We start from the raw sequence: 23,353 nt of genomic DNA on the forward strand, positions 1-23,353 counted from the left end.
TTTAAAAACCTGCAGACAATCTCGTGAAATCGAGATGTCTACAGGTTTTTAATTTATTGGGTTTCTTTTTTTAATAAGCAAAATACCTGTCAGTATTACGCCACTTAAGAATAGAGAGGCAGTAGTTACAAGCATTTCTCCAGTTCCGTGTTTGATCGCAATTCCGATAAAGGCCCAAATAAAAACAGCGGCATAAGGAATGTCCATATGATGAAAACGGATGTGCAAAGCAAGTGCAGTGGCAACGGTCAACATAATCACAGTCCACAATTGATCACTCAGTCCCCATCCATTCCAATTATAATAAGTTAGAACGAAACTGATATTGGCAATAGTTGCTACACTGATCCAACCCATATTAATCGAAATGGGTAAGCGCTCAGTAAATGATTTTTCTGAATTTGCATATTGCAAGTAAAGGATGATTAAGGCAATTAGGTAGCCAAGCATGGCAACGATTGATGTGGCGAAAAACTCATAATGCCATAATAGCAGCCAACTAATATTGAACACGCAACTTAATATGAACATCAATGCCAACGTGTAAGAAGGGGTCTGTCCTTTTCGTAAGCGGACCCAAAAAGCAATAATCCAGACAGCTAGCAAAAGGTATATAATGCTCCAAATTGAAAATACGTAACCGGCAGGTGTGAACAGAACCAATAGTCGATTAGACACTTCACCTGTTGTTTGGCCATTTAATGGCAAGGTGTTTGCTAAAGTATTCATCACAATTACAGCAATAAATGCAATTGTCATCAGTAAAACACGGATCATACGAAATCCCTCCCTTACTTTAGTATACCTGCCATAGTTTCAATCAACAATTAACCTTTTCCAAATAAATCCCTAAAAATGTCGATAAGGTGAAGTGTTGAAGATTTGAAGGGAATAATATTCCAGTATCCGAATAAAAAATGATATACTAATAAGTGTTTTTAGAAAATTTAGTTTACCAGGGGGCATTACTATGACAGTGAAATATCCGGAAACATGGGATTTGGATACGCTGTTTTCAGGCGGCAGCGAATCTCAAGAATTGCGGTTACATATGAACCAAGCAGTAACAATGCTTACGGAATTTGAAAAACTTGTTCAAAAATTTAAAGGGCCAACTGGAAAAGAAGATGCTGAAAATGTATACGATTTGTTAGAAAAAATGAGTGAAGTAATGAGGCACTTAAGCCAGTCAGGGGCTTTTATTGGCTGTTTAATGGCACAAAATACACAAGATAAAAAAGCGGGGATTTTAGAAAGTGAAGCAGCTTCACTTTCGGCTCGTTTCCAAAATTCTTTTCAGAAAATCCAACAAGATTTAACAAAGACAGAAGACGCGGTATGGAATGAGCTATTGAATGAAGATCTTTTACGTAAATTCACATTTATCTTGAATGAATGGCGGGAAGAAGCAAAACAATTACTTTCAGAAAAAGAAGAAAGTATGATTACAGCTTTAAGTACGGATGGGTATCATGGGTGGAGCCAATTATACGATATGCTCGTAGGCGAAATTAAGGTCACAGTAACGGTTGATGGAGAAACGAAATTATTATCCGTAGGACAAGCAAACAACTTAAGTTCTCATAAAGATTCGGCTGTACGCAAAGAATCGTATGAAAAGCTAGAAGAAGCTTGGACCGAAAAGGAAGAGTTTTTTGCAAAAACGCTAAATTCAATTGGAGGATTCCGCCTCGAAATTTACAAAAAACGTGGATGGGAAAATGTATTGCAAGAGCCGTTGCATATTAATCGCATGAAACAAGAAACATTAGATGCAATGTGGGGAGCAATTAGTAAAAACAAACAACCTTTTGTTGATTATTTAACCAAAAAAGCAGAATTACTAGGCAAAGATGGATTGGATTGGTATGACGTAGATGCACCGGTAACAGAAAGTACACAGCAATTCTCTTATCAAGAAGGAGCAGAATTTATCTTAAAGCAATTCGGTAAATTTGGTCCTGAATTAGAGTATTTTGCAAAACAAGCGTTTGAAAAAGGATGGATTGAAGCTGAAAATCGTCCGAACAAACGACCGGGTGGATTTTGTACAGGTTTGCCATTAAGTGAAGAGTCTCGTATTTTTATGACATATAGCGGCTCCATGTCGAATGTGGCAACACTCGCACACGAATTAGGACATGCATTCCATTCTTATGCATTGCGACCTGTTCATTCATTAAATCGGTCCTACGCAATGAACGTAGCAGAAACTGCTTCTACGTTTGCTGAAATGATTGTTGCAGATGCGGCAGTGAAAAATGCACAGTCTAAAGAAGAAAAAATCGCTTTACTAGAAGATAAAGTTCAACGAAGCGTCGCATTTTTCATGAATATTCATTCCCGTTTCCTTTTTGAAACACGATTTTATGAAGAACGTAAAAAAGGGGTCGTTCCTGCAGCTCGTCTAAATGAATTAATGGAACAAGCTCAACAAGAAGGATTTGCTGGGGGCTTGTCTTCAACGCATCCGCATTTCTGGGCATCTAAACTTCATTTTTATATTACGCAAGTACCATTTTATAATTTCCCGTATACGTTCGGATACTTATTCTCTTTGAGTGTATACGCAAAAGCTTTAGAAGCAGGAAGTAGCTTTGAAGAAAAGTATATGGCTTTGCTTCGTGATACAGCAGTAATGTCTGCAGAAGATTTGGCGATGAAACATTTGGGGGAAGATATTACACAACAGGCGTTTTGGGAAAAAGGAATCGCTTTGTGTATCCAAGATGCCAAAGAATTCATTTCACTGACATCTGCTGAGGCTTAATATGAACTTGCTTTTTGAAGGACAGACTTGTTATTTGCGGAGCTTAACAGTTGAAGATGCTGAAGAAATGGTGCACTTGCTCTTGCGAAATCGGGGGTATTGGTCTGTTTACGAACCAAGCCACCGTGATAGCTATTTTACACCAGCCGTTCAACGGGAAAAAATTCGAGAGTCAATTTATCAAGCGAGAGAAAACCGGGAATACAGTGTAGGAATTTTTGAACATAAGACAAACAAATTAATCGGTCATATATCTGTTTATAGCGTCAAACGGATGCCTTTTTTAAGCGCCTTAGTTGGTTACTCGATTGATGAAAAATATGTAGGTAAAGGAATTGCTACGGAAGCAGTAAAGTTAATGACTATCTTTGGTTTCGAACAATTGCGCCTTCACCGAATCGAAGCATATGTCTCTCCTGATAATGTTGGGTCGATTCGAGTGTTAGAAAAAACTGGATTTCGTCAGGAAGGCTTACTAAAGCAATTTCTTTATATCAATGGCGAATGGAAAGATCATTACTATTATGCCTTGATCGAGCAAGAGTTTTGAAAGGGTAAGGCCACCTATAAAAAATGGTGGAATGAGCTGCATCGTTGGTTTGAATCGTGAATACCAAGAGAAGAAGGTGCGAAGAATGGATAAAGATAAATTATTCTCTTATCATAAATGGGCAGCTATCGCTTGTTTGCAACACGTCCAAAATGTAGGCGAAGAATTTTACAGTAAAGAAGGAGCAAACTCTTTTGCTTCTATTCAAGAAACAACTGAGCATGTCTTAGGCGTGGAAAAACTATGGCTACTCCGAATGTCGGGCGTCACGAACCCAACGTTCGAACATTTTGATGTTGAAACAACAGCAAAAGCAATTGAAGCGTATGTGTTGTTGCATGAAGAAATGGAAAGGTTTTTCTCATCCCGCACGGATCAGCAGTGGGAAGAGACACTTCATTACCGGAATATGCGCGGAGATAAATTTTCTACGACAAGAGAAGAAATGTTGTTCACTTTTGTTAACCATGCAAGCTATCATAGAGGACAGGTTACATCTTTGCTTCGACAATTTGGCAAAGAAGGAATCGCACTCGATTATATTTATTTCCAAAAAGAAAACCGCTGAGAATTTCTCAGCGGTTTTCATTGCCATTTACAACAATATCTAATTTACCTGTTGTTGGGTCAATAACTAGCCCATGCACAGGAACATTTTTGTCTAACAATGGATGATGGCGCACCATATTAACACTATGCGCAACACTTTCCGTTACTTCATCAAAGCCGCGAAGCCAACCTTCTAAGTCTACTCCAGAATATTCCATCATCTCAATGGTCTTTTCGTCAATTCCTCGTAATTTCATCTTTTCAAGAATTTCATTAGGTTTAATTGCGGACATCCCACAGTCGTGGTGTCCAATAATGTAAATTTCATCTGCATTTAATTCGTACACCGCGACAATTAGGCTACGCATGATGCCACCAAAAGGATGATTAATGACAGCTCCAGCACTTTTAACAATTTTTACATCACCATTTTTAAAATTCATTGCTTTTGGCAACATTTCAACAAGTCGCGTATCCATACAAGTTAAAATAACAACTTTCTTATCCGGAAATTTAGTAGTCATGTATTCCTCATACTTTTTTTCTTTCACGAACTCTTCGTTGTACTCTAAAATTTGGTCTAGTAAAGCCATTAATCTTCCCCCTTATCGAATGATACTCTTTTATTTTAATCTAAACTTCTGAGAAATACGAATCGAAACAGAGAAATTTTTAGAAATCAGGAATATAGTCATCTTTCAATTATGTAGATTGTTTACAGTTTGTTTTAGGTAAGGGGAGAAGAGAGAAACATCGATGAGTAAAGGAAAAGAGACTAAAGCAATCCCATGAACTTGGGTTTGCTTTAGTCTCGATGTGTTTACCGTGACATCTTTTCTAATTGCTTGATCATGCCAAGTGATAATCCAGTTCCAATAGCCACAGATTCTAATGGCTGAGGTGCGATGTGAACTGGTACTGAAATTTCTTTTGACAGCCATTCTTGCAAACCTTTTAGTAAGGCACCGCCACCGGAAATCACTACTCCTTGGTCCACCATGTCCCCAGACAACTCAGCTGGACAATTTTCCAGCGTGGCACGAATGCACTCAAGAATGGCAGATAACGATTCTTTCAGCGCGTCTTGTGTTTCAAGTGAACTTAAAGTAATTGTTTTAGGTAGGCCCGTCATAATGTCACGTCCACGTATGTCCATCTTTTCGACTTCATGTGAAATCGGTGCATAACCAATTTCTTTTTTGATATTTTCGGCGGTGCGTTCACCGATTAAAACATTGTATTGTTTTCGAACATAATGAATAATGTCTTCATCCATGCGATCGCCAGCTACTTTAACCGTGTTTGATGACACGACTCCACCAAAAGAGATGATGCCGACTTCTGTCGTACCACCACCGATATCAACAATAACACTTGCAACAGGTTCACTAATTGGCAAATTTGCGCCGATTGCAGCTGCAACCGTTTCTTCAATCAAGTGAACGCTTTTAGCGCCGCTTTTTTTGACTGCATCGTGAATTTCACGACGTTCAACTTTAGTGGCTCCGGATGGTGTACAAACCATAACGGTAGGTTTCCGAAAAGCACTCCCAAGTTCTTTCAAGGCTCTTTGCATAACAATGGTCAATAATTCTCTTGTTACATCGAAGTCTGCGATTACGCCATCTTTTAACGGACGAACAATAAGGATGGAATCTGGAGCTTTTCCAAGCATTGCTTTTGCTTCATTGCCAATAGCTAAAACTGCACGTGTCTTTGCATCTAGGGCAACCATCGAAGGTTCATTTATAATAATGCCTTTTTCTTTTGTATAAACTAATATATTTGCAGTTCCTAAATCAATACCAATAGCTGTTGCAGAAAACATTCACGACTACCTCCTATAAATAAAAACCTAAACTTGTTAGAATTTTATCACTACTCACCAACAAACGAAAGAGTCCAAGGAACCTAAAGTAGGTCTAAGGATAATGCCTATTGCAGGAAATCAACTAATAAAAAATATAAAAACCGACTTCAATAAAGAAGCCGGTTTTTATCGCTTAGTATTTTTTTTCAGGAATCGGATCTACATGCTCAGAATCGTGCGTGTGAAGCTCTTTCCCAAGAAAGTGAAGAAGCGTAAAGAAAAAGATGAAAATGACGACCATAAAGCCGAGAACGACAGTGATGTCATAAAACATAATGATAACTCCTCTCTAAACTGTAATTATCAATATTAAGTATACCTGATTTTGAAGGAAAAAATAAGTGTCGAATTATCGATACTTAAAAAGCCCAGTTGCCTCCACGGAAAATCGGTTCACGCGAACCATCTTCTAAAATTCCATCAATATCCATTTCAGAAGAACCTATCATGAAGTCCACATGTGTGATGCTTTGGTTCAAGCCATTTTCCAATAATTCTTCTTGTGACATTGTTTTCCCACCTTCGAGGCAAAATGCATATGCACTACCAATGGCGAAGTGATTCGAAGCATTTTCATCGAACAGCGTATTATAGAATAATATATTCGAATCCGAAATCGGCGAATGATGGGGAACTAGTGCCACTTCTCCTAGGAAGTGTGAACCTTCATCGGTAGCAATTAGTTGTTTCAGTACATCTTCACCTTGTGCAGCTGTAGCATCGACAATTTTCCCGTCTTTAAATGTTATTTTAAAGTCGTCAATAATATTTCCCCCATAGCTTAAAGGCTTCGTACTCGAAACATAGCCATTTACCCCTGTTTTATACGGCACGGTGAACACTTCTTCAGTTGGCATATTGGCCATAAAAGTATCGCCTTTTTCGTTAACCGATCCAGCTCCACACCACAAATGACCTTTTGGAAGTGCAACTTCTAAATCAGTTTTAGGTGAGGTGTAATGTAGTTTCGCATACTTTTTATCGTTCAAGTAATGAACTTTTGTATGCAATAAGCGGTTATGTTCTGCCCATGCCTCGATGGGTTGATCCAAGTCTGCACGAACAGCTTTGAAAATGGCATCCCATAACGCGTCAACTTGCTGCTCTTTTGACAATTCAGGAAATACTTTCGCTGCCCAATCGGAGGAAGGGGCTGCAAGAACTACCCAACTAATTTTGTCAGATTGCACATATTGACGATACTTGCTCAATGCCTGTCCCGTCGCTTTTTGTGAATCGGCAATCCGTTTTGAATCGATTCCAGCTAATAAATCTGGACTTTGAGACACGACACTGATAAAAGCAGCCCCTTGCTCTGCTAATTGTTCACGCTCTTGAACTTTCCAAGAAGGAAATTGTGAAAACGAATCTTCTGGTGCTAATTCAAAGCGTAAACGTGTAATAGCATCATCAGACCAATCGACGTGCACTTGTTTGGCACCGGTTTCATAAGCTTTTTGTGCAAGCAGTCGAACAAAAGGCGCAGAGTCGATAGAAGCAGCGATATAAAGTTGTTGACCAGGTTGAATATTTACTCCCACTTTTATAGCTAGTTCAGCATAGCGGGCTAATTTCTCATTAAAAGACGTCAAATAAATCTCTCCTCTCATCTCTTCTATAGTAGCAATTTTCAGTCACAGCCTGCAACGATTTATAACATACTAGCTAATTAAATATTTCTCTTGTTTTATTTATTACAAAAGTTTATAATTAAACAAAAGTTTAAAACAGGGGGTGTTGAAATGAATCAGAAAGAAATGGAAGTTTTAGAATTGATCCGCCGAAATCCGTACCTGTCCCAACAAGAAATGGCGGAAAAGTTAAACATGTCTAGACCTTCGCTAGCCAATTTCATCTCGAGCCTAATGAGACAAGGTAAAATTTTAGGACGCGCCTATGTATTACCAGAAGAAAAAACAGTCATTTGTATTGGGGGGGCGAATGTTGATAGGAAATTCCTAATGCAGCAGCCTGCACAGATGGGCACTTCAAACCCAGCATCTGTTTCTGGCAGTGTTGGGGGAGTTGCGAGAAATGTTGCTGAAAATTTGGGACGATTAGGCAATTCGGTAAAGTTATTGTCCATTGTTGGAAATGATCCAGAGTGGGAGTTAATCGAAGCAGCATCAAGTTCGTTTATGTCTACAGAACTTACCAAAGCGGTCGAAGGCCTTTCAACTGGAACCTACACAGCGATTTTAGAACCTGATGGTGAAATGATATTAGCAATGGCAGATATGAAAATATATGATTTTATGACACCAAGCTATCTTTCGAAAAATGAAAGTGCTTTACTGTCTGCAACCTTTCTTATAATGGATTTAAACTGTCCACGTGACACGGTAGAATATGTACGAAAACTTGCTTTAGCTAACAGCATTTCATTGGCGGTTATTCCGGTATCGGCTCCAAAGATGAATCATTTGAGTGATGATTTATCTGGGGTTAGTTGGCTAATTTTAAATCGCGATGAAGCAAGTAAATATTTGCACATATCCATAGAGTCAACCGAAGAGTGGTATCAGGCCGCTCAACAAATTGTAGATCGAGGAGCAGAGTCAGTGGTGATTACAGGTGGAAAAGACGGCGCTATAGCTGGAAATTCCACAGGTACTAAACACTATTCTTCAATACCAGTCGAACATGTAGCCGACGTGACAGGTGCTGGGGATGCATTTTCAAGTGCAATCGTCCATAGCATATTAGGTAACCAAGATTTAGACGGAGCGATTCGTGCGGGGATGGTAAATGCGGCAAAAACGTTAGAAAGCAACATGACTGTCCGTAATGAATTAACAGCGATACAACTACAAAAAGAACTGGAGGAAATACAATGAACACAATGATTTCGTATTCAACAGAAGTACAACAGGCACTAGAGGGCAAAAAACCAATCGTAGCGCTCGAGTCAACTATTATTTCACATGGTATGCCTTATCCACAAAACGTCGAAACAGCTCGTATCGTCGAGCAAATTATCCGTGATAACGGTGCAGTTCCAGCAACTATCGCAATAATGGACGGCAAAATTAAAATCGGTTTGTCTGAAGAAGAATTAGAATTACTTGGGAACACGCCAGGTGTTTCTAAAGTTTCGAGAAGAGACATCGGTCAAATAATCGCAACAAATCAAATTGGAGCAACAACTGTAGCAGCAACGATGATCTGCGCAGAACTTGCGGGCATTCGTGTTTTTGCTACGGGTGGTATTGGTGGAGTACACAGAGGTGCAGAAACAACGATGGACATTTCAGCAGATTTGGAAGAACTCTCTCAGACGGGAGTGGCTGTTGTATGTGCAGGAGCAAAATCAATTTTGGATATTGGGTTAACAATGGAATACCTTGAAACAAAAGGTGTTCCCGTTATCGGCTACCAAACTGATGTAATGCCAGCATTCTACACGCGTTCTAGTAATTTTGAGTTAACGTTCCGTACAGACAACGCAGATGAGTTGGCAAAAGTACTAAAAGCAAAATGGGATTTAGGCATTGATGGCGGAGCAGTTATCGCAAATCCAATTCCAGCAGAGCATGCGCTAGAAGAATCGTTCATTAACGACATTATTGCACAGGCAATGGCTGAGGCAACTGACAATGGCATTTCTGGGAAAGAAGTTACGCCTTTCCTGTTAGGTAAAGTAAAAGAATTAACAGAAGGCAAAAGTTTAGTGGCCAATATTGAGTTAGTGAAGCATAATGCAAAAGTTGGAGCAGAACTCGCCGTAGCTTATAACAAACTTTAAGAAGAATTTGTGAAAAGAAGTCCATTCGTGGGCTTCTTTTTTTGTTGGAAAGCGATTAGTGGTTTTTAATGTCTTAAATTTAGGGTAAAGAGATGCAAGGGGTTGAGGTGAATGAAAACAGATGTATTCATTGGCGGAGGCGGAATTGGTGGATTGACGCTTGCTTTGAAATTGGCACAACGAGGCACCCAAGTAATTCTTGCCGAGCGAATGGCTGTAAAGGCACCCACCTATAAAGGGGAGCTATTACAACCAAAAAGCATGCAGATCTTTGATGAACTTGGAATTTATGAGCAAATATGTGATCGGTCAAACGAAATTAAAGTATTAGATATGCTTGAACTTTCTAGCTCTTTGCAAGTAAAAGACCAATCATTCATGGATTACAACGTCTTACCCGGTAAATACAATGCAGCGTATATGATGCATCACGAAGAGTTAAAAGCGGTTATATTAAATGCTGCATGTAAATATAATAATTTTCACTATTTAAAAGGGACTGCCTGTAAAGGGTACGGAGATAAAACAGCTATCCTCCAAAAAGGAACAGAGAAATTTGAAGTGGAAGCCAAATTCTTTTTTGGCGCAGAAGGGCGTTCATCGGTTACCCGAAAAGCGATGGAGGTAGAAGTAAAACAAACCACGTACAATCATCACTTTTTAACAGTTACTTTTCCGCGAGCGAAGGATTTTACAGATGGCAAAATTATTTCTACATATAATCGGTTTTTAGGTCTTTTTCCGCTACCAGATGATCAAGTTCGCAGTGTGTATTTGATCCCTCCAGGCGATTACAAACAGTTAAAAGAAAAGCCAATTAGTCATTTTCATAAACTTTATACAGACTTAGCACCTGTCGTAGATGGTTATGTTCAACAATTAAGCGATTGGAAAAAAATTCAATTGATGATTCCTGTCATGTATCATGCAAATTCTTATGTTAAAGGCAATAAAGCAATTATTGGAGACGCCTGCCACGCTGTTCATCCAATGGCAGGAGAAGGGATGAACATGGCAATACAAGACGCCGATATTTTAGGGGAATTAACAGCAGACATGTTCGAACAGAAAAAAATTCATCCAAGCAATTTAAAATGGTATGAACATGTTCGTTATAAACGCGCTGATCATGTGATTCAATTGAGTCATTTAGCAGCTCTAGCCTATTCGTTTCCATTTAAACCGGTGAGCTATATACGCCAGCGAACATTTGAACGTATGGAAGAAGATCCCATTCTCCACTTTAAGCAAATGTTGAATGTGTCGGGTCTTGGCATGTGGAAAGAAAATGTTCGTGATCGATTTATACAAGGTGGCATTATGCCTGTACGTATGAAGGATTTGCCGAAAGATCGAAAAGAATTAAAGTACTATACACCGGAAGATGATTATCCATGGAAAACGGAGGGACTCATATGATCGACGTGATGAAAATGTTTAAAGCAAGAATGTATATGAAGCGCAACCAGCCTTTTTTGTATAGTTGGCATGCTTATGTTGGGTATGAATTAGATTTATTTAAAGCATTCGAGCGCCCAGTAACAAAATGGGATGTTGCAGATGCTCTTCAACTGGATGAAGATTTATTAAATCAGTGGGTCAGTGTAGGTGTCTCAATTGGTCATTTAAAAGAAGCTGGAAGAGATCGTTATAAAACGTGGAATGCTTGGAAGTTGCCAAAACCAAAAGGCAATAATTCGTCTGGTGTGCTCTTAAAAGAAATGATGGAATTGCATATTCCAACACTTTTAAGTTATCCCGACATGATGCGTAAGCAGGAACGTCTTCATTTTGATGAAGAAAAGCACGCACCAACTGTGGCTGAGACAAGTCGTTTGCTAGAAGTATTAGCGTTGCCGAAAATGACAAGAAGGTTAAAAGAAAAGCACATGGATACAGTATTAGATATTGGTTGTGGTGAAGGAGGCTATATTAAAAAATTAGCTGAACGCTTTCCAAATACGCATTTTACTGGCATAGAAATAAGTCCAGCAGTAGCAGAAGTGGCGAAGAGTCTGACGGAAGAAAACAACAACATATCGATTGAAAACGCAGATCTTTGGGAATACAAACCCGACGAACAACAAGGGATGGTTATGATGAACAACGTCATTCACTATATCGACCTCGACAAACGCCAAGATCTATTTAAAGAATTAGCCAGCTGGGTTAAAGAAAAAGGAATTTTATCAGTGGTGACACCAATTGCAGGCGATAGTGATAGCCCGCCATTTGCCAATGTCTTTAATAGCTTTTTCTCATCTTTCGACAATTTATACCGTTTACCAGAACGAGAAGAGTTGGTCGAATGGGGAGAGCAAGCAGGTCTCAAATTACTAAGCATCCAAACCGTCATAAAAGAAGGAGGCTGGTATATTGTGCAATATGAAAAGAAAAGCTGAAGAAGCCGTTAAGGTTCGACAGGTATAAGGAAAAATAAAAAACAACCTTGAAGGATATTCGCCTTCAAGGTTGTTTTTATTACTTGCGTAATGAACCAAGTTCAGTTGCAATAGCTTGCATTTCACTTGTACTAAACTTGTCGCGTGTTGCGACCATTTGGTATAAGTCATGTAAATCTTCATATTGAGAAGCGTTGAAATGTTCAGCTTTCATTGCATCAACATTGACCATACGCAATTTTGCTTTTATTTCTTCGATCATGAAGCTGACATTTTCTGGAGAAGGTGTAGATAAGTCCATGATAAGTTCCTGCCTTTCAGGTGGGTATACTTTATCATTTCATTATTCAAATGCAATGTCAATTGCCAGCTTGTTTTGCTTCTTTTTCTTCTTTGATTTTTGCAATAATGCGTTTCGTTTCTAGAACAATGACACCTGACAAACCGAGAAGTCCGATTAAGTTAGGGAATGCCATTAATCCATTCATAACGTCAGAGAAAGTCCAGACAACATCAAGTGAAACAGTTGCACCAACGAATACCATTAAGACAAATGCTACGCGGTAAACAATCAGCAATGCTGGATTCTTAAATAAGTATTGGAAACATTTCTCTCCGTAATATGACCAACCAATAATCGTAGAAGATGCAAAGAAGATTAAACCGATAGCTACGATAATCGGACCTGCGCCTCCTAGAAATTGTTCGAAAGCAGCCGTTGTTAATGCGGCGCCTTCAAGAGTTTCATCTTTATAAAGACCTGACATAACAATCGTCACACCTGTGATTGAACAAATAATGATTGTATCAAAAAGTACTTGTGTCATTGACACTAATGCCTGACGTCCAGGTAAATCTGTGATAGCAGCAGCTGCAGCGATCGGAGCCGATCCAAGTCCAGCTTCGTTGGAGAATACGCCTCGTGCGACACCATAGCGAATAGCAGCACCAATAGCACCACCGACTGCAGCTTCACCTGTAAATGCAGCACTGAAAATTGTACCAAGAGCAGCTGGAATCAATTCCATGTTCAGAATCATAATAATGATACCTGCGATTATATAAAATAATGCCATGAAAGGAACAAAGAAAGAGGTAACACGTCCGATACTCTTAATCCCGCCAAGTAAAACTAGAGCAGTGAATATTGTTAAAATGATTCCTGTAATCCATGTTGGAACGCTAAATGTATCACGAACAACCGATGCAACGGAGTTTGATTGTGTTCCGTTCCCGATACCAAAAGCAGCAATGGCTCCGAAAATAGCAAATAATACTGCTAACCATTTTTGTTTTAATCCGTGTTCAAGGTAATACATAGGTCCGCCAGCCATTTGGCCTCTGGCGTCTACTACACGATACTTAACAGCAAGAATGGCTTCACCGTATTTAGTCGCCATCCCGAAGAATGCAGAAAACCACATCCAGAAAATAGCACCTGGTCCACCAAGAATAACAGCGGTCGCAACACCGACAATATTACCGGTACCAACTGTGGCAGCCATTGCAGTAGAAAGTGCTTGGAAATGACTAATATCTCCTTTAGAAGTTGTGTCAGTATTTTTAGTGAAAACCAATTTTAATGCATAAGGCAATAAACGAAGCTGCAGGACACCTAAACGAACGGTTAAGAAAATTCCTGTTCCTACTAATAAAATTAATAAAGGTGGTCCCCATACAAATCCGCTAATCGTACCCAATAATTCTTCAAATTGTGCCATTATTATTCCCCCTTATATCGCTCCTCTTCTATCTATAAAACCTCCTGTAAACATAATATTCCGAAACTTCTTAGAGATAGTCAAGCTATTTTTACAAAAAAAGCGTTTAGGTCCCTAATGATTAGGGAAAATTCCTAACAGATGTGAAATTATTTATACTACTGGGAGGAATTTAGGATGAGCCAAAACAAATTGATGACAGGATTATTAGTAGGAGCAGCAGTGGGAGTTATTGTCTCGCTATTTGACCGCAATACAAGAAACGATGTTATTGAAAAATCTAGAAAAGCGTCTGACAATGCAAAATACTATGCTTCAAATAGAGATGAATTAGTGCAAGCTTTCCAGCAGCAAGCTGAGAGAGCTCAAAACTTATATTCTCGTATTTCTGAAGATGCTTCTTATGTAGGAAGTAAAGTAAATGAATTAAAAGAAATGTCTCCACAAGTAAAAGAAATGGCGCTTGAAACAAAAGAGGCGTTCTTAGATACAAAAGAAGCGGTTATCGAAACAAAAGAAGATGTCGTGTCAGCAGTGAAAGAAGACAATCCATCTCCAACTACTTCGTTAGGAGATAACAATACAACCGATTCAAACAGTCAACCCAGCGGGAAAACCAATTCAGAAAATCGGTTATAGGAAGTTTGTACCGATGAAGCCCGCAGATCAGCAACCTACTGACAGCGAAAAACGTGCCTTTTCGAACACTTATGATGTAACAAAAGGTAGCGGGTTTTTAAAAGAATTGTTTCAACGGATTAAAGACGTCGACGTGCCAGGGCTTGGAGCACAGTTGGCGTTTTTTTTCCTCTTATCGATATTTCCTTTATTAATTTTCTTAGTTACATTATTGCCCTATTTGGCCTTGTCGCGTGGCGAAATTTTTAACTTTTTAGAAGAAGTTGTGCCTGGAACGGTCTACGTTCTCATTGAAAGTACAGTGGTAGAAGTTTTAACTACACAAAATACAGGGTTACTATCTTTTGGTATTTTAGCAACCATATGGTCGGCGAGTCTAGGTATGAACGCGCTGATAAAATCGCTGAATCTCTCCTATAAAGTTGCAGAAAATCGTCCGATTCTTTTGGCTAGAGCAATGTCGATTATCTTAACGGTTTTGTTGATTTTCATTTTAATCGTAGCGCTAGCTTTGCCGATTTTTGGCGAACAACTTGGAAGGTTGATTTTTTCATTTTTAGGCTTGGAAGAAAGCTTTTTAGTCGTTTGGAATTCTGTCCGCTTTACCATTCCGGCTATCGTCATTTTTGTTGCGTGTGCCATTATTTATTGGTTGGCTCCAAATGTGAGGCTTAATATTTTAAGTGTGCTAGCTGGAGCTGCTTTTGCGGCAACAGGGTGGTTGCTGACATCTTACTTATTTTCCATTTATGTTAAAAATTTCGGAAGTTTCTCTGCAACGTATGGCAGTATTGGAGCTATTATTGTGTTGATGCTTTGGTTGTATGTCTCTGCAATGATCTTAGTGATTGGTGGCCAGATTAATGCCGTGATGAAAGAAAGACGGCATTTGTTAAAGAAGAAAACGACGTGAATGGTTAACCATTCACGTCGTTTTTTGTTATACACTGCGATTAAGCATGCGCAAGCCGTTTAAAATGACTAAAATCGTACTGCCTTCGTGACCAATAACACCGAGCGGTAGTGTAATCGTTTGGAAAAAGTTTGAGATGATTAAAATTATGATAACAGCAACTGAAAAAAAGATGTTTTGTTTAACGATACGTTGCATTTTCTTAGAAAGGCGAATTGCGTAGGCAATACGAGATAAATCATTTTTCATCAAGATGACATCTGCCGTTTCCAACGCAATATCTGTTCCTTCACCCATGGCGATCCCAGTAGTCGCAGTTGCAAGAGCAGGAGCATCGTTTATGCCGTCGCCTGTCATCGCCACAAATTCGTATTTTTTTACAAGTTTTTTCAGTTCATCGACCTTATCAGCTGGTAAGCATTCTGCAATATAGTCGTCAACTCCTGTTTCTTTTGCAATGACACCTGCAGTTTTGCGATTGTCGCCCGTCAGCATAATGCAATAGATGCCTGCTTTTTTTAGTTCATCGATTGTTGCCTTAGTATTGTTACGAACTGTATCTTTCAATGCCATAGCGGCGAGTATGCCTTTACTGTCACGAACAAAGGTCACCGTTTTCCCTTGGTTCGCTAGTTTTTCCAATAAACCATCTTCAAAAGCCGCAGCGAGGGATTCTCCAACAAACTTTGGTTTTCCAACTAGAAACTCTTCGTTGTTAATAGTGGATTTTAAGCCGTTGCCAGGAACATCTTCTATCATTAAGTTAGGCAAAGGAACAATTCCTTCAGAAACTATAAAATCATGAATAGCTTTTGCTAAAGGATGATTTGACTGCGACTCAATTCCAGCAATTCTGGCCATTGCTAACTGTGAATCGGCTCCTGGACGAATAACAAAATCAGTCACTTCGGGTTTGCCTCTAGTCAATGTGCCTGTTTTATCAAGGGCAATAGCTTGAACCATGCTTAGATTTTCTAAATGGATCCCGCCTTTAAAAATGATGCCGTTTTTTGCACCGTTGGATATGGCAGCAAGTGTCGCAGGCATGATTGAAGCAACAAGGGCGCAAGGAGAGGCTACTACGAGCAAGACGATTGCACGGTAAAAGGTTGTATTCCAATCCCAACCAACTAGATAATGGGGCAGGAATAACATTAAGACAAAAACGAAGATGACGACTTTTACATAACGCCCTTCAAACCGTTCGATAAATTGCTGAGAAGGGGATTTTTCACTTTGTGCAGATTGCACCAAGTCAATGATTTTTTGAAATAAGGTTTCAGTGCTAGGCTTAGTCATTTCCATCGTAATGGTACCAGACAAATTAACCGTACCTGCAAAAAGCTCGTCTTCCTTGTATTTAGAAACAGGGAGAGCCTCACCACTTATTGCTGATTCGTCCACTGCCGTTTGCCCTTTTTGAAGGACACCGTCTACAGGAACGCGTTCTCCTGGCTTTACCACAATAGAGTCTCCAGTACTCAGTTCATTTAAAGAAACGAGAACTGTTTGATTGTCTCTGACTAACCAGGCTGTTTCGGGTTGAATTTTCATTAAAGACGTAATTTCTTTTTTGCTTTTGTTGATCGTATACGTTTCTAATGCACCGCTCAGAGAAAATATAAAGATTAAGATTGCGCCTTCGGTCCAATATCCAATGATCGAAGAGCCAACTGCCGCTAAAATCATTAAAATTTCAACATTTAATTGTTTATCTTCAAGGGTTTTAAGTATGCCATATTTGGCTTTGGCATAGCCTCCAATTCCGAAGGCGAGTATATAAATAATAGCGGAGAGAGTAGCGTTTTGCTGTAGTTCGAGTGTGAAGGCAATGACGATTAATATACCGGATATTATAGAGGCAATCAATTCAATATGCATTTTAACAAATGACATGAGTAGCACCTCACTTTCTAGAATCCAATTTAATCAATCCACATAGACGAATAAATATTAAGGAGCTTGAGAAAGGAGAAATTTAAAACCTATTTACTCTTTAGTTTATCACAGAGCTTCCAAACAAAAGGAGAATGAGGCTTATGTGAAAAGTCAAAAAAAAAAATCCGCTCTCAAAGAAAGCGGATTTACAGATTATTGGTCTTCAGAAGGGCGACTTTGAAATTGTTTCATTTTGTCGTCTAGATCATCAACCATCGCGATCAAGCGATCAATGTCTTCTAGTTCTGTGTTTTCAGGTTCAATCGTATCTAATACTTCTAAAAACATACTTAAGCGTTGTTTCATATAAGAAACTTGCTGTTCTTTATTCGTAATGGATTTTCCCATGTGATACACCTCGTTTCGCAAGTTAATCGTAACGGAAAACGAAAAATATTTCAATAAACTATGGGTATAACGAATTATTTTACTAGTTTTTATATTTTGAATATTTACTTAATAGATTGTGTGTGTTAAGTTAAGGTTAATCAAAAGAGAGGGGAGGCCGAAGGAAATCAGCGAAACCACATCACAGCATCAGGAAATTCGAAGGAGGCGGTTCGCACATTTCATCGGTACTTTAACCGAGAATGACTTTATGAAAGATAACCTAACCGTATATAAAACGTAAAAGGCTCATCCACCATCTGATAACAGATAGGGAATGAGCCTTTTATGATGATTAACGAATTTCGTAGGTTTCAACAACTTCAATTGAATCGTGAACAGATTGAACCATTGAGCAGTTTTTACGCGTCAATTCTAAAATACGCGGCATTTTCTCGTCTTTAATATCACCTGTAATAATAAAGTGCAAATGTACTTTTTCTACTCGACCAGCGACTTCGTCATTGCGGACAACTTCTTTTACTTCGATTTGAATATCCTCAAAAGACATTCTCATTTTATCAAATACTTTTCTCATCACTCCACCACTACAAATCGCCAATGAAGATACTAATAATTGATAAGGTCTAAAGCCGTATTCTTCATTACTGGAGATTTGAAGGTCTCCAAAAGGCAAATGCCCTGTAAATCCATTTTCATTCATTGAAAAATTCATCTTATAACGCCTCCCTATGATAGAATTGTATCTGAAATCTTCGTAAATACAAAAGAACAAGCTCATAAGGAGGCACCATGAAATCATATTTACAAAGTGCCCGTGGACGATTTTGGATTTTGGTTATTATCGTCTCAATTTCTGGCTTTTCACAAGGCATGTTATTACCATTGATCGCTGTTATTTTTGAACAAGATGGTGTTTCTTCTGCGTTAAATGGGCTAAGTGCCACCGGTTTATATGTGGGGACGCTGTTGATTGCGCCTTTTATGGAACCGCAACTACGCAAGTTTGGCTATAAACCGCTCATTTTAGTTGGCGGGGGTTTGGTCATCCTGTCTCTTTTTCTTTTTACGTTATGGAAATCGGTATTGTTTTGGTTTTTGTTGCGGACATTGATTGGAGTTGGAGATCAAGCTCTTCATTTTTCGACACAAACATGGATTACAAGTACATCACCTCAGCACCGATTAGGTCGTAATATTGCAATCTACGGTATGTCTTTTAGCATTGGATTCGGAGCAGGGCCTTTATTTGTACCCATGGTAGAAGTATTTGAAGCTTTGCCCTTTATCGTATCTGGAATTCTATGTTTGGTGGCTTGGTCTTTGGTTTTTTTAGTGAAAAATGATTTCCCTGAAGTTACTGGCAGCGCCATGACAGCACGTGGAACAATTGGTCGTTTTAAAGCAGCCCTTTTAATCGCATGGGTCGCATTTTTACCGCCACTGGGCTATGGGTTTTTAGAAGCTTCTCTTAATGCAATTTATCCAGTCTATGCATTACGACAATCAATTGAAGTTGGTATGGTTTCAATTATGTTGGCCGCTTTTTCAGCAGGTGCTATAGCCACGCAGTTACCGTTAGGAAATTTGAGTGATCTCATTGGTCGGAAAAAAGTCTTGCTAATCGCGCTAGCTGGTGGTGCAGTGGTTTTTGTAGCAGCTAGTTTTTATGAAACAAATGTATGGGTAACTGTAGGGTGTTTTGCCATAGCAGGTATGTTTGTGGGCTCTACATTTTCGCTTGGTATTTCGTACATGGCAGACTTGATGCCAAAAGAATTATTGCCGACAGGGAACTTGCTATGTGGAATTGCATTTAGTATTGGAAGTTTAGCAGGACCTACAATGGGTGGGCTGTTTATTCAATACGCAGGAGGATTAAGTTTCTTATTACTTATCGCGAGTATATTAGTGGTAATTGCCATACCTATCGCATTAAAAAAACCAAATAAAACAAGTAATGTTTAACAAAAGAATGTGGCCTTTCTTTTCGTAAAGTGACTAAAGCGATGTGTTCTCAAAAAAACTGTAGCCAACTCGATTAATTCGAGTTGGCTACAGTTTTGTTATTTCAGTACTAGTTTTGTAACGGATTCTACTTGCGCAGTTTGCGGGAACATATCAACGGGTTGAATATATTCAATTCGATAAATTTTTGTTAATTGTTGCAAGTCTTTTGCCAAAGTAGAAGGGTTACAAGACGTATAAACAAAACGTTTTGGTTTCACTTTCAAGATGGTTTGCAAAAGTGAATCTGCTAGACCTGTACGCGGCGGATCAACTGTTAACACATCTGGAACAAAACCTTCGTTGCTCCACAGCTCTAACCATTTTTCAGCGGTACCTGTTACGTATTTCGCAGTGTATCCTTGCGCTTTCGCATTTGCTTTTGCATCGACAACACTTTCATGTAAAACGTCCATGCCACGAATTTCTTTCGCACTATCAGCTAACCAAAGACCAATTGTTCCGACACCACAATACGCATCAACGACGGTTTCTTTACCCGTCAACTGAGCAGCGCGTTTGATTTCATCATACAACTTAACGGTTTGAGTCGGATTGAGTTGGAAAAAGGCACGTGCCGATAAATCGAATGCTAATTCGCCAAGTTCTTCATGAATGGTATCTTTACCGAATAATGTGATGCTCTCATCACCAAATACAAGAGACGTTTTTTCTTTATTGATGTTTTGGACGATTGATACTAAGTTAGTATCAATTTTCTTCAAGCGCTCTAGCAACAATTCTTTTTGTGGAATTTTCGATCGTGTTGTGACTAGAACAAGTTGAATCTCTCCAGTATTAACTCCCGTGCGCACGACGATTGTACGGATAATTCCTTTCATCGTCTTGCCATCATATATCGGCATTTTCAATTCTTCTAAGATGCGCTTTACAGCATTGGTTATAACTGTTGTATCTGGGTGTTGAACAATACATTCATCAATATCTAAAAGTTGATGAGAGCCTTCAGCAAACAATCCAGCGATTACTTTCGAGCCTTTTAAGCGTGTTTGAAATTGGCTTTTGTTGCGGTAACGCCAAGGATCTTCCATGCCAATTGTTTCTTCGACTTTAACCTTTGTTCCTTTTAGGTAGCGTTCTAATGCTTGTACGACCAAGTCACGTTTTTCAACAAGCTGTTGACTATACGTCATATGCTGCAACTGACAGCCACCACAAGCTTCATAAATAGGACAAGGTGGGGTTTGGCGATGAGGTGAAGCTGTGCGAATCTTAATAATGCGTGCTTGAGCGAAATTTCGTTTGACCACCGTGACTTGCGCAGTTACTTCTTCTCCTGGCAAAGCCCCAGGTACGAACACAACATTACGTTTAAAGTAGCCGATGCCTTCTCCGTTGATCCCGAGTCGTTTAATCGTCATCGGAATTTTTTGACCTTCTTCAATAATAGGTTTATCGTTCATGGATCTCACATCCTTCAGTTAATCATCTCCCCATTATAGTCTTATTTATAGATATCAGCCAGTGCTGATCGCAAATTCGGGAACTTGAATTGGAAACCATGTTTTTCAAGAACGGTCGGCAGCACTTTTTGTCCTTTTAGAACAAGCTGGCTTTTGTCTCCCAATACAGCTTTCATGGCAATGGATGGAACTGGAATCCAATGAGGGCGCCCAAGAGCATGACCAATTTCTTTCCCAAACTCTTTCATTTGTTTCGGATGCGGCGCAGTCACATTAAAAGCCCCGCTTAATTGATCGTTATCAAGTGCAAAAACTATTGCGCGTGCCACATCTTTAATGTGAATCCAGGATAACCATTGTTTACCGGATCCAACAGTGCCACCAGCGAACAATTTATAAGGCAAAGCCATTAATGGCAAAGCCCCTCCATTTTTTCCAAGAATGATACCAAAACGTCCACAAGCTACGCGTACACCTACTTTCTCAGCGCGATGAGCTAAAATCTCCCAATCGCGAACCGTTTGGGCTAAGAAATCAGAACCAAGGTCAGCTGAAGCTTCTGTATAGGTAACGGTCTGAGAAGGTGGATAAATACCTACAGCACTGGCATTTACTAAAACTTTTGGCTTTTGCTGAAGTTTGTAAATAATACGCAGTAGTTCGTTTGTGGCATCCATTCGACTGGAATAAATCAGTTTTTTTTGTTCTTCGCTCCATCGACCATCATTTATAGAAGCCCCAGCTAAATTGATAAAAGCATCAACACCTTCTAAGTGCTCTTCAGGTTTGGCATCATTAGTTAACCATTTTACATATGTAACCTTTTGATCAGATGAGTCTTTTGCTTTTCTTGTCAAAATATACACTTCATCGCCTCTAGCGATTAGTAAACGGATCAATTCTTTGCCTACAAATCCAGTACCACCAGTAATTGCAATTTTCATTTCCATCGCCTCCTGTTTCTTACTAGCATACCCTTTTAGGGGTCATGCTATGCCATTGTTTGACTGAAAGGTGTATAATATAACAAGAAGAGAGGTGCCAGTAAATGCCGATTATTTCGAAAATCACACAGGGAAAGAAAAACCCTGAAAGGTATAACATCTTCTTTGAAGATAAATATGCTTTTAGCGTGGATGAGGCGGTGCTTATCCGGTATCAGCTCACAAAAGGAAAAGAGCTGGATCAATGGACCATTGAAGAAGTCAACTTCGAAGATGAAGTCCGAAAAGCTTATAACAAAGCGCTCTACTATCTTGGGTTCCGTATGAGAAGTGAAGGCGAAGTGCGTCAAAAACTAAAAGAAAAAGAATACGGAGATGCCGTAATAGATGAAGCCATTAAAAAGTTGTATTCCCATAACTTTTTGGATGACCAGCAATTTTCAGAAGCGCTAATGCGCACACAAATTAAATCCGGTAAAAAAGGTCCGCGCGCCATCCAACAAGATATGCAAAAGAGAGGAATTGACAAACAGATGCAAAAAGATGTTTTGGATTCCTATTCAGAAGAAGAGCAATTAGAAGTTGCTAAAGGGCTCGCAGAGAAAATTGCTAACAAAGAAAAGATGAAAACACCTAGTCAAATTCATCAGAAAATTAGTGATACCTTGATGAGAAAAGGATATAACTATGCCTTAATCAAATTAGCCATCGATGATTTAGACCTTGAGAAAGATGAAGATCAATGGATAGAAATAGTAGCTGAACAAGGGGACAAATTATGGCGTAAGCATAGTTCGAAATTGACGGGTTATGATTTAAAGTCAAAAGTAAAACAAGGACTTTATCAAAAAGGTTTTCCGAGTGAAGTAATCAACGATTATTTAGACAAAAAGGAGCTTGAAGATGACTGAACAAAAGCCTTATAGTGACATGACAGAGCACGAACTTCACAGTGAAATTGCTCGCTTAAGAGAAAAAGCAAGAAAAGCGGAACAACTGGGAATCATTAATGAATTTGCGGTACTCGAGCGAAAAGCAACAATGGCTGCAGCCTATTTATTAGACCCAGCTGATTTTAAACCAGGGGAAGTTTACCGCATTGAAGGAGACCCCAATGTTTATTTTCAAATCGATTATTTGAAAGGTCGATTTGCTTGGGGTTATCGTATGGGTGGAGAAAAACATACGGAAGCGTTGCCGATTTCGATGCTGCGCCCGTTGAAAGAAGGGAAATAAACCAATGAAAGAAATTATTGAGCAACTAACAATCGAATTGCTAGAAAAAAATCCGAATCTTTCTGAAGAAAAAGCTCGTACGTGGATTGAACTGTTAGCATCTGACTTTGAATCTTCTTATGCAAAAGCAGGGTATGATTATCAAGGGACGGCAGTAGTTGAAAAAGTTATGCGTCAATGGATCGATAGCTACGGTGACAAAATTCATGAATTTGCTGGAACCAACCCTAAGTACGCGCATTTATTAAAAGACTAATAAAAAAGCAAATGACTGTGAGAAACTAAAAAAAGAAAACG

Annotated in this window: 25 protein-coding genes; 13 read left to right on the plus strand and 12 right to left on the minus strand. The window is 39.1% G+C overall.

Features of this window, described 5'->3' with window-relative positions:
* Window positions 1-48: 48 nt before the first annotated feature.
* Entirely contained in the window at window positions 49-777 is a 729-nt protein-coding gene (locus tag BCM40_RS04445) for a tryptophan-rich sensory protein (protein ID WP_065526962.1), read from the minus strand.
* Between the two features lie 193 nt (window positions 778-970).
* Between BCM40_RS04445 and BCM40_RS04450 the strand changes: the two genes are divergently transcribed.
* The 3 genes from BCM40_RS04450 (at window position 971) to BCM40_RS04460 (ending at window position 3,888) form a co-directional block, all read left to right on the plus strand.
* Window positions 971-2,770, plus strand: coding sequence for a M3 family oligoendopeptidase (locus BCM40_RS04450; RefSeq protein ID WP_065526961.1), 1,800 nt, complete (start codon window positions 971-973; stop codon window positions 2,768-2,770).
* Between the two features lies 1 nt (window position 2,771).
* Entirely contained in the window at window positions 2,772-3,320 is a 549-nt protein-coding gene (locus BCM40_RS04455) for a GNAT family N-acetyltransferase (protein ID WP_065526960.1), read from the plus strand.
* A gap of 85 nt (window positions 3,321-3,405) precedes the next feature.
* Window positions 3,406-3,888, plus strand: a complete 483-nt coding sequence (locus BCM40_RS04460; RefSeq protein ID WP_065526959.1) for a DinB family protein — start codon at window positions 3,406-3,408, stop codon at window positions 3,886-3,888.
* A 7-nt stretch (window positions 3,889-3,895) separates the two neighbouring features.
* Here the strand turns inward: BCM40_RS04460 and BCM40_RS04465 are convergent, their stop codons facing one another.
* From BCM40_RS04465 to BCM40_RS04475, 4 genes are all read right to left on the minus strand, one after another.
* The gene (locus tag BCM40_RS04465; RefSeq protein ID WP_065526958.1) at window positions 3,896-4,462 is read right to left on the minus strand and encodes a beta-class carbonic anhydrase; all 567 of its coding nucleotides are present in this window, start codon (window positions 4,460-4,462) and stop codon (window positions 3,896-3,898) included.
* Between the two features lie 227 nt (window positions 4,463-4,689).
* Window positions 4,690-5,697, minus strand: coding sequence for a rod-share determining protein MreBH (mreBH, locus tag BCM40_RS04470; RefSeq protein ID WP_065526957.1), 1,008 nt, complete (start codon window positions 5,695-5,697; stop codon window positions 4,690-4,692).
* Between the two features lie 175 nt (window positions 5,698-5,872).
* Window positions 5,873-6,013, minus strand: coding sequence for a hypothetical protein (locus BCM40_RS16455; protein WP_169818715.1), 141 nt, complete (start codon window positions 6,011-6,013; stop codon window positions 5,873-5,875).
* A gap of 85 nt (window positions 6,014-6,098) precedes the next feature.
* Window positions 6,099-7,331 carry an aminopeptidase gene (locus tag BCM40_RS04475; RefSeq protein WP_065526956.1) on the minus strand — a complete coding sequence of 411 codons (1,233 nt, stop codon included), beginning with the start codon at window positions 7,329-7,331 and terminating at the stop codon, window positions 6,099-6,101.
* A 150-nt stretch (window positions 7,332-7,481) separates the two neighbouring features.
* Here BCM40_RS04475 and BCM40_RS04480 point away from each other — a divergent pair, with 150 nt between their 5' ends.
* From BCM40_RS04480 to BCM40_RS04495, 4 genes are all read left to right on the plus strand, one after another.
* On the plus strand, window positions 7,482-8,576 hold the full coding sequence (locus BCM40_RS04480) for a carbohydrate kinase (RefSeq protein WP_065526955.1): 1,095 nt from the start codon (window positions 7,482-7,484) through the stop codon (window positions 8,574-8,576).
* The gene (locus tag BCM40_RS04485) at window positions 8,573-9,484 is read left to right on the plus strand and encodes a pseudouridine-5'-phosphate glycosidase (protein ID WP_065526954.1); all 912 of its coding nucleotides are present in this window, start codon (window positions 8,573-8,575) and stop codon (window positions 9,482-9,484) included. The genes BCM40_RS04480 and BCM40_RS04485 overlap by 4 nt, the downstream gene beginning before the upstream one ends.
* Before the next feature lie 111 nt (window positions 9,485-9,595).
* Window positions 9,596-10,903, plus strand: a complete 1,308-nt coding sequence (locus BCM40_RS04490; RefSeq protein ID WP_065526953.1) for an FAD-dependent oxidoreductase — start codon at window positions 9,596-9,598, stop codon at window positions 10,901-10,903.
* Complete coding sequence (locus tag BCM40_RS04495) at window positions 10,900-11,886, plus strand: class I SAM-dependent methyltransferase (RefSeq protein WP_065526952.1); 987 nt, start codon at window positions 10,900-10,902, stop codon at window positions 11,884-11,886. The genes BCM40_RS04490 and BCM40_RS04495 overlap by 4 nt, the downstream gene beginning before the upstream one ends.
* Window positions 11,887-11,965: 79 nt before the next feature.
* On the opposite strand, the gene BCM40_RS04500 is transcribed toward BCM40_RS04495, so the two are convergent.
* The gene (locus BCM40_RS04500; protein ID WP_008431183.1) at window positions 11,966-12,187 is read right to left on the minus strand and encodes a DUF1128 domain-containing protein; all 222 of its coding nucleotides are present in this window, start codon (window positions 12,185-12,187) and stop codon (window positions 11,966-11,968) included.
* 58 nt (window positions 12,188-12,245) lie between these two features.
* Window positions 12,246-13,607 carry an alanine/glycine:cation symporter family protein gene (locus BCM40_RS04505; protein ID WP_065526951.1) on the minus strand — a complete coding sequence of 454 codons (1,362 nt, stop codon included), beginning with the start codon at window positions 13,605-13,607 and terminating at the stop codon, window positions 12,246-12,248.
* A 177-nt stretch (window positions 13,608-13,784) separates the two neighbouring features.
* On the opposite strand from BCM40_RS04505, the gene BCM40_RS04510 reads away from it, so the two are divergent.
* Both BCM40_RS04510 and BCM40_RS04515 read left to right on the plus strand, forming a co-directional pair.
* Window positions 13,785-14,246 carry a YtxH domain-containing protein gene (locus BCM40_RS04510; protein WP_065526950.1) on the plus strand — a complete coding sequence of 154 codons (462 nt, stop codon included), beginning with the start codon at window positions 13,785-13,787 and terminating at the stop codon, window positions 14,244-14,246.
* A gap of 13 nt (window positions 14,247-14,259) precedes the next feature.
* Window positions 14,260-15,159 carry a YihY/virulence factor BrkB family protein gene (locus BCM40_RS04515; protein ID WP_065526949.1) on the plus strand — a complete coding sequence of 300 codons (900 nt, stop codon included), beginning with the start codon at window positions 14,260-14,262 and terminating at the stop codon, window positions 15,157-15,159.
* 27 nt (window positions 15,160-15,186) lie between these two features.
* Here the strand turns inward: BCM40_RS04515 and BCM40_RS04520 are convergent, their stop codons facing one another.
* The 3 genes from BCM40_RS04520 to BCM40_RS04530 all read right to left on the minus strand — a co-directional run bounded on the left by BCM40_RS04520 (window position 15,187) and on the right by BCM40_RS04530 (window position 18,160).
* On the minus strand, window positions 15,187-17,055 hold the full coding sequence (locus BCM40_RS04520) for a heavy metal translocating P-type ATPase (protein WP_065526948.1): 1,869 nt from the start codon (window positions 17,053-17,055) through the stop codon (window positions 15,187-15,189).
* A gap of 195 nt (window positions 17,056-17,250) precedes the next feature.
* Entirely contained in the window at window positions 17,251-17,445 is a 195-nt protein-coding gene (locus BCM40_RS04525; RefSeq protein WP_065526947.1) for an SE1561 family protein, read from the minus strand.
* 334 nt (window positions 17,446-17,779) lie between these two features.
* Complete coding sequence (locus BCM40_RS04530; protein ID WP_065526946.1) at window positions 17,780-18,160, minus strand: OsmC family protein; 381 nt, start codon at window positions 18,158-18,160, stop codon at window positions 17,780-17,782.
* Window positions 18,161-18,237: 77 nt separating this feature from the next.
* On the opposite strand from BCM40_RS04530, the gene BCM40_RS04535 reads away from it, so the two are divergent.
* Window positions 18,238-19,413 carry an MFS transporter gene (locus BCM40_RS04535; RefSeq protein ID WP_065526945.1) on the plus strand — a complete coding sequence of 392 codons (1,176 nt, stop codon included), beginning with the start codon at window positions 18,238-18,240 and terminating at the stop codon, window positions 19,411-19,413.
* 98 nt (window positions 19,414-19,511) lie between these two features.
* On the opposite strand, the gene rlmD is transcribed toward BCM40_RS04535, so the two are convergent.
* Window positions 19,512-20,876: a 23S rRNA (uracil(1939)-C(5))-methyltransferase RlmD gene (gene rlmD / locus BCM40_RS04540; RefSeq protein ID WP_065526944.1), complete on the minus strand. Its 1,365-nt coding sequence runs from the start codon at window positions 20,874-20,876 to the stop codon at window positions 19,512-19,514.
* A gap of 41 nt (window positions 20,877-20,917) precedes the next feature.
* Window positions 20,918-21,820: a TIGR01777 family oxidoreductase gene (locus BCM40_RS04545; RefSeq protein ID WP_065526943.1), complete on the minus strand. Its 903-nt coding sequence runs from the start codon at window positions 21,818-21,820 to the stop codon at window positions 20,918-20,920.
* Window positions 21,821-21,924: 104 nt separating this feature from the next.
* Here BCM40_RS04545 and recX point away from each other — a divergent pair, with 104 nt between their 5' ends.
* Genes recX through BCM40_RS04560 form a run of 3 tightly spaced genes read left to right on the plus strand, consistent with a single transcriptional unit; the run spans window position 21,925 to window position 23,312 of the window.
* The gene (gene recX, locus BCM40_RS04550; protein WP_065526942.1) at window positions 21,925-22,731 is read left to right on the plus strand and encodes a recombination regulator RecX; all 807 of its coding nucleotides are present in this window, start codon (window positions 21,925-21,927) and stop codon (window positions 22,729-22,731) included.
* Complete coding sequence (locus BCM40_RS04555) at window positions 22,724-23,056, plus strand: YfhH family protein (RefSeq protein WP_065526941.1); 333 nt, start codon at window positions 22,724-22,726, stop codon at window positions 23,054-23,056. The genes recX and BCM40_RS04555 overlap by 8 nt, the downstream gene beginning before the upstream one ends.
* A gap of 4 nt (window positions 23,057-23,060) precedes the next feature.
* Window positions 23,061-23,312: a YfhJ family protein gene (locus tag BCM40_RS04560; RefSeq protein WP_008431203.1), complete on the plus strand. Its 252-nt coding sequence runs from the start codon at window positions 23,061-23,063 to the stop codon at window positions 23,310-23,312.
* Window positions 23,313-23,353: the final 41 nt, after the last annotated feature.

Source organism: Planococcus donghaensis, assembly GCF_001687665.2.
Taxonomy (GTDB): Bacteria; Bacillota; Bacilli; order Bacillales_A; family Planococcaceae; genus Planococcus; species Planococcus donghaensis.

Excerpts from the sequence above, each read along its gene's own strand:
- BCM40_RS04545 (WP_065526943.1), bottom strand. The coding sequence starts at position 21,820 with ATGAAAATTGCAATTACTGGTGGTACTGGATTTGTAGGCAAAGAATTG.
- BCM40_RS04530 (WP_065526946.1), bottom strand. The coding sequence starts at position 18,160 with ATGAATTTTTCAATGAATGAAAATGGATTTACAGGGCATTTGCCTTTT.
- BCM40_RS04500 (WP_008431183.1), bottom strand. The coding sequence starts at position 12,187 with ATGGACTTATCTACACCTTCTCCAGAAAATGTCAGCTTCATGATCGAA.
- BCM40_RS04525 (WP_065526947.1), bottom strand. The coding sequence starts at position 17,445 with ATGGGAAAATCCATTACGAATAAAGAACAGCAAGTTTCTTATATGAAA.
- BCM40_RS04535 (WP_065526945.1), top strand. The coding sequence starts at position 18,238 with ATGAAATCATATTTACAAAGTGCCCGTGGACGATTTTGGATTTTGGTT.
- BCM40_RS04455 (WP_065526960.1), top strand. The coding sequence starts at position 2,772 with ATGAACTTGCTTTTTGAAGGACAGACTTGTTATTTGCGGAGCTTAACA.
- rlmD (WP_065526944.1), bottom strand. The coding sequence starts at position 20,876 with ATGAACGATAAACCTATTATTGAAGAAGGTCAAAAAATTCCGATGACG.
- BCM40_RS04515 (WP_065526949.1), top strand. The coding sequence starts at position 14,260 with ATGAAGCCCGCAGATCAGCAACCTACTGACAGCGAAAAACGTGCCTTT.
- BCM40_RS04490 (WP_065526953.1), top strand. The coding sequence starts at position 9,596 with ATGAAAACAGATGTATTCATTGGCGGAGGCGGAATTGGTGGATTGACG.
- BCM40_RS04510 (WP_065526950.1), top strand. The coding sequence starts at position 13,785 with ATGAGCCAAAACAAATTGATGACAGGATTATTAGTAGGAGCAGCAGTG.
- BCM40_RS04495 (WP_065526952.1), top strand. The coding sequence starts at position 10,900 with ATGATCGACGTGATGAAAATGTTTAAAGCAAGAATGTATATGAAGCGC.
- BCM40_RS04445 (WP_065526962.1), bottom strand. The coding sequence starts at position 777 with ATGATCCGTGTTTTACTGATGACAATTGCATTTATTGCTGTAATTGTG.
- BCM40_RS04450 (WP_065526961.1), top strand. The coding sequence starts at position 971 with ATGACAGTGAAATATCCGGAAACATGGGATTTGGATACGCTGTTTTCA.
- BCM40_RS04560 (WP_008431203.1), top strand. The coding sequence starts at position 23,061 with ATGAAAGAAATTATTGAGCAACTAACAATCGAATTGCTAGAAAAAAAT.
- BCM40_RS04480 (WP_065526955.1), top strand. The coding sequence starts at position 7,482 with ATGAATCAGAAAGAAATGGAAGTTTTAGAATTGATCCGCCGAAATCCG.
- mreBH (WP_065526957.1), bottom strand. The coding sequence starts at position 5,697 with ATGTTTTCTGCAACAGCTATTGGTATTGATTTAGGAACTGCAAATATA.
- BCM40_RS04485 (WP_065526954.1), top strand. The coding sequence starts at position 8,573 with ATGAACACAATGATTTCGTATTCAACAGAAGTACAACAGGCACTAGAG.
- BCM40_RS16455 (WP_169818715.1), bottom strand. The coding sequence starts at position 6,013 with ATGTTTTATGACATCACTGTCGTTCTCGGCTTTATGGTCGTCATTTTC.
- BCM40_RS04460 (WP_065526959.1), top strand. The coding sequence starts at position 3,406 with ATGGATAAAGATAAATTATTCTCTTATCATAAATGGGCAGCTATCGCT.
- BCM40_RS04505 (WP_065526951.1), bottom strand. The coding sequence starts at position 13,607 with ATGGCACAATTTGAAGAATTATTGGGTACGATTAGCGGATTTGTATGG.
- BCM40_RS04520 (WP_065526948.1), bottom strand. The coding sequence starts at position 17,055 with ATGTCATTTGTTAAAATGCATATTGAATTGATTGCCTCTATAATATCC.
- recX (WP_065526942.1), top strand. The coding sequence starts at position 21,925 with ATGCCGATTATTTCGAAAATCACACAGGGAAAGAAAAACCCTGAAAGG.
- BCM40_RS04465 (WP_065526958.1), bottom strand. The coding sequence starts at position 4,462 with ATGGCTTTACTAGACCAAATTTTAGAGTACAACGAAGAGTTCGTGAAA.
- BCM40_RS04555 (WP_065526941.1), top strand. The coding sequence starts at position 22,724 with ATGACTGAACAAAAGCCTTATAGTGACATGACAGAGCACGAACTTCAC.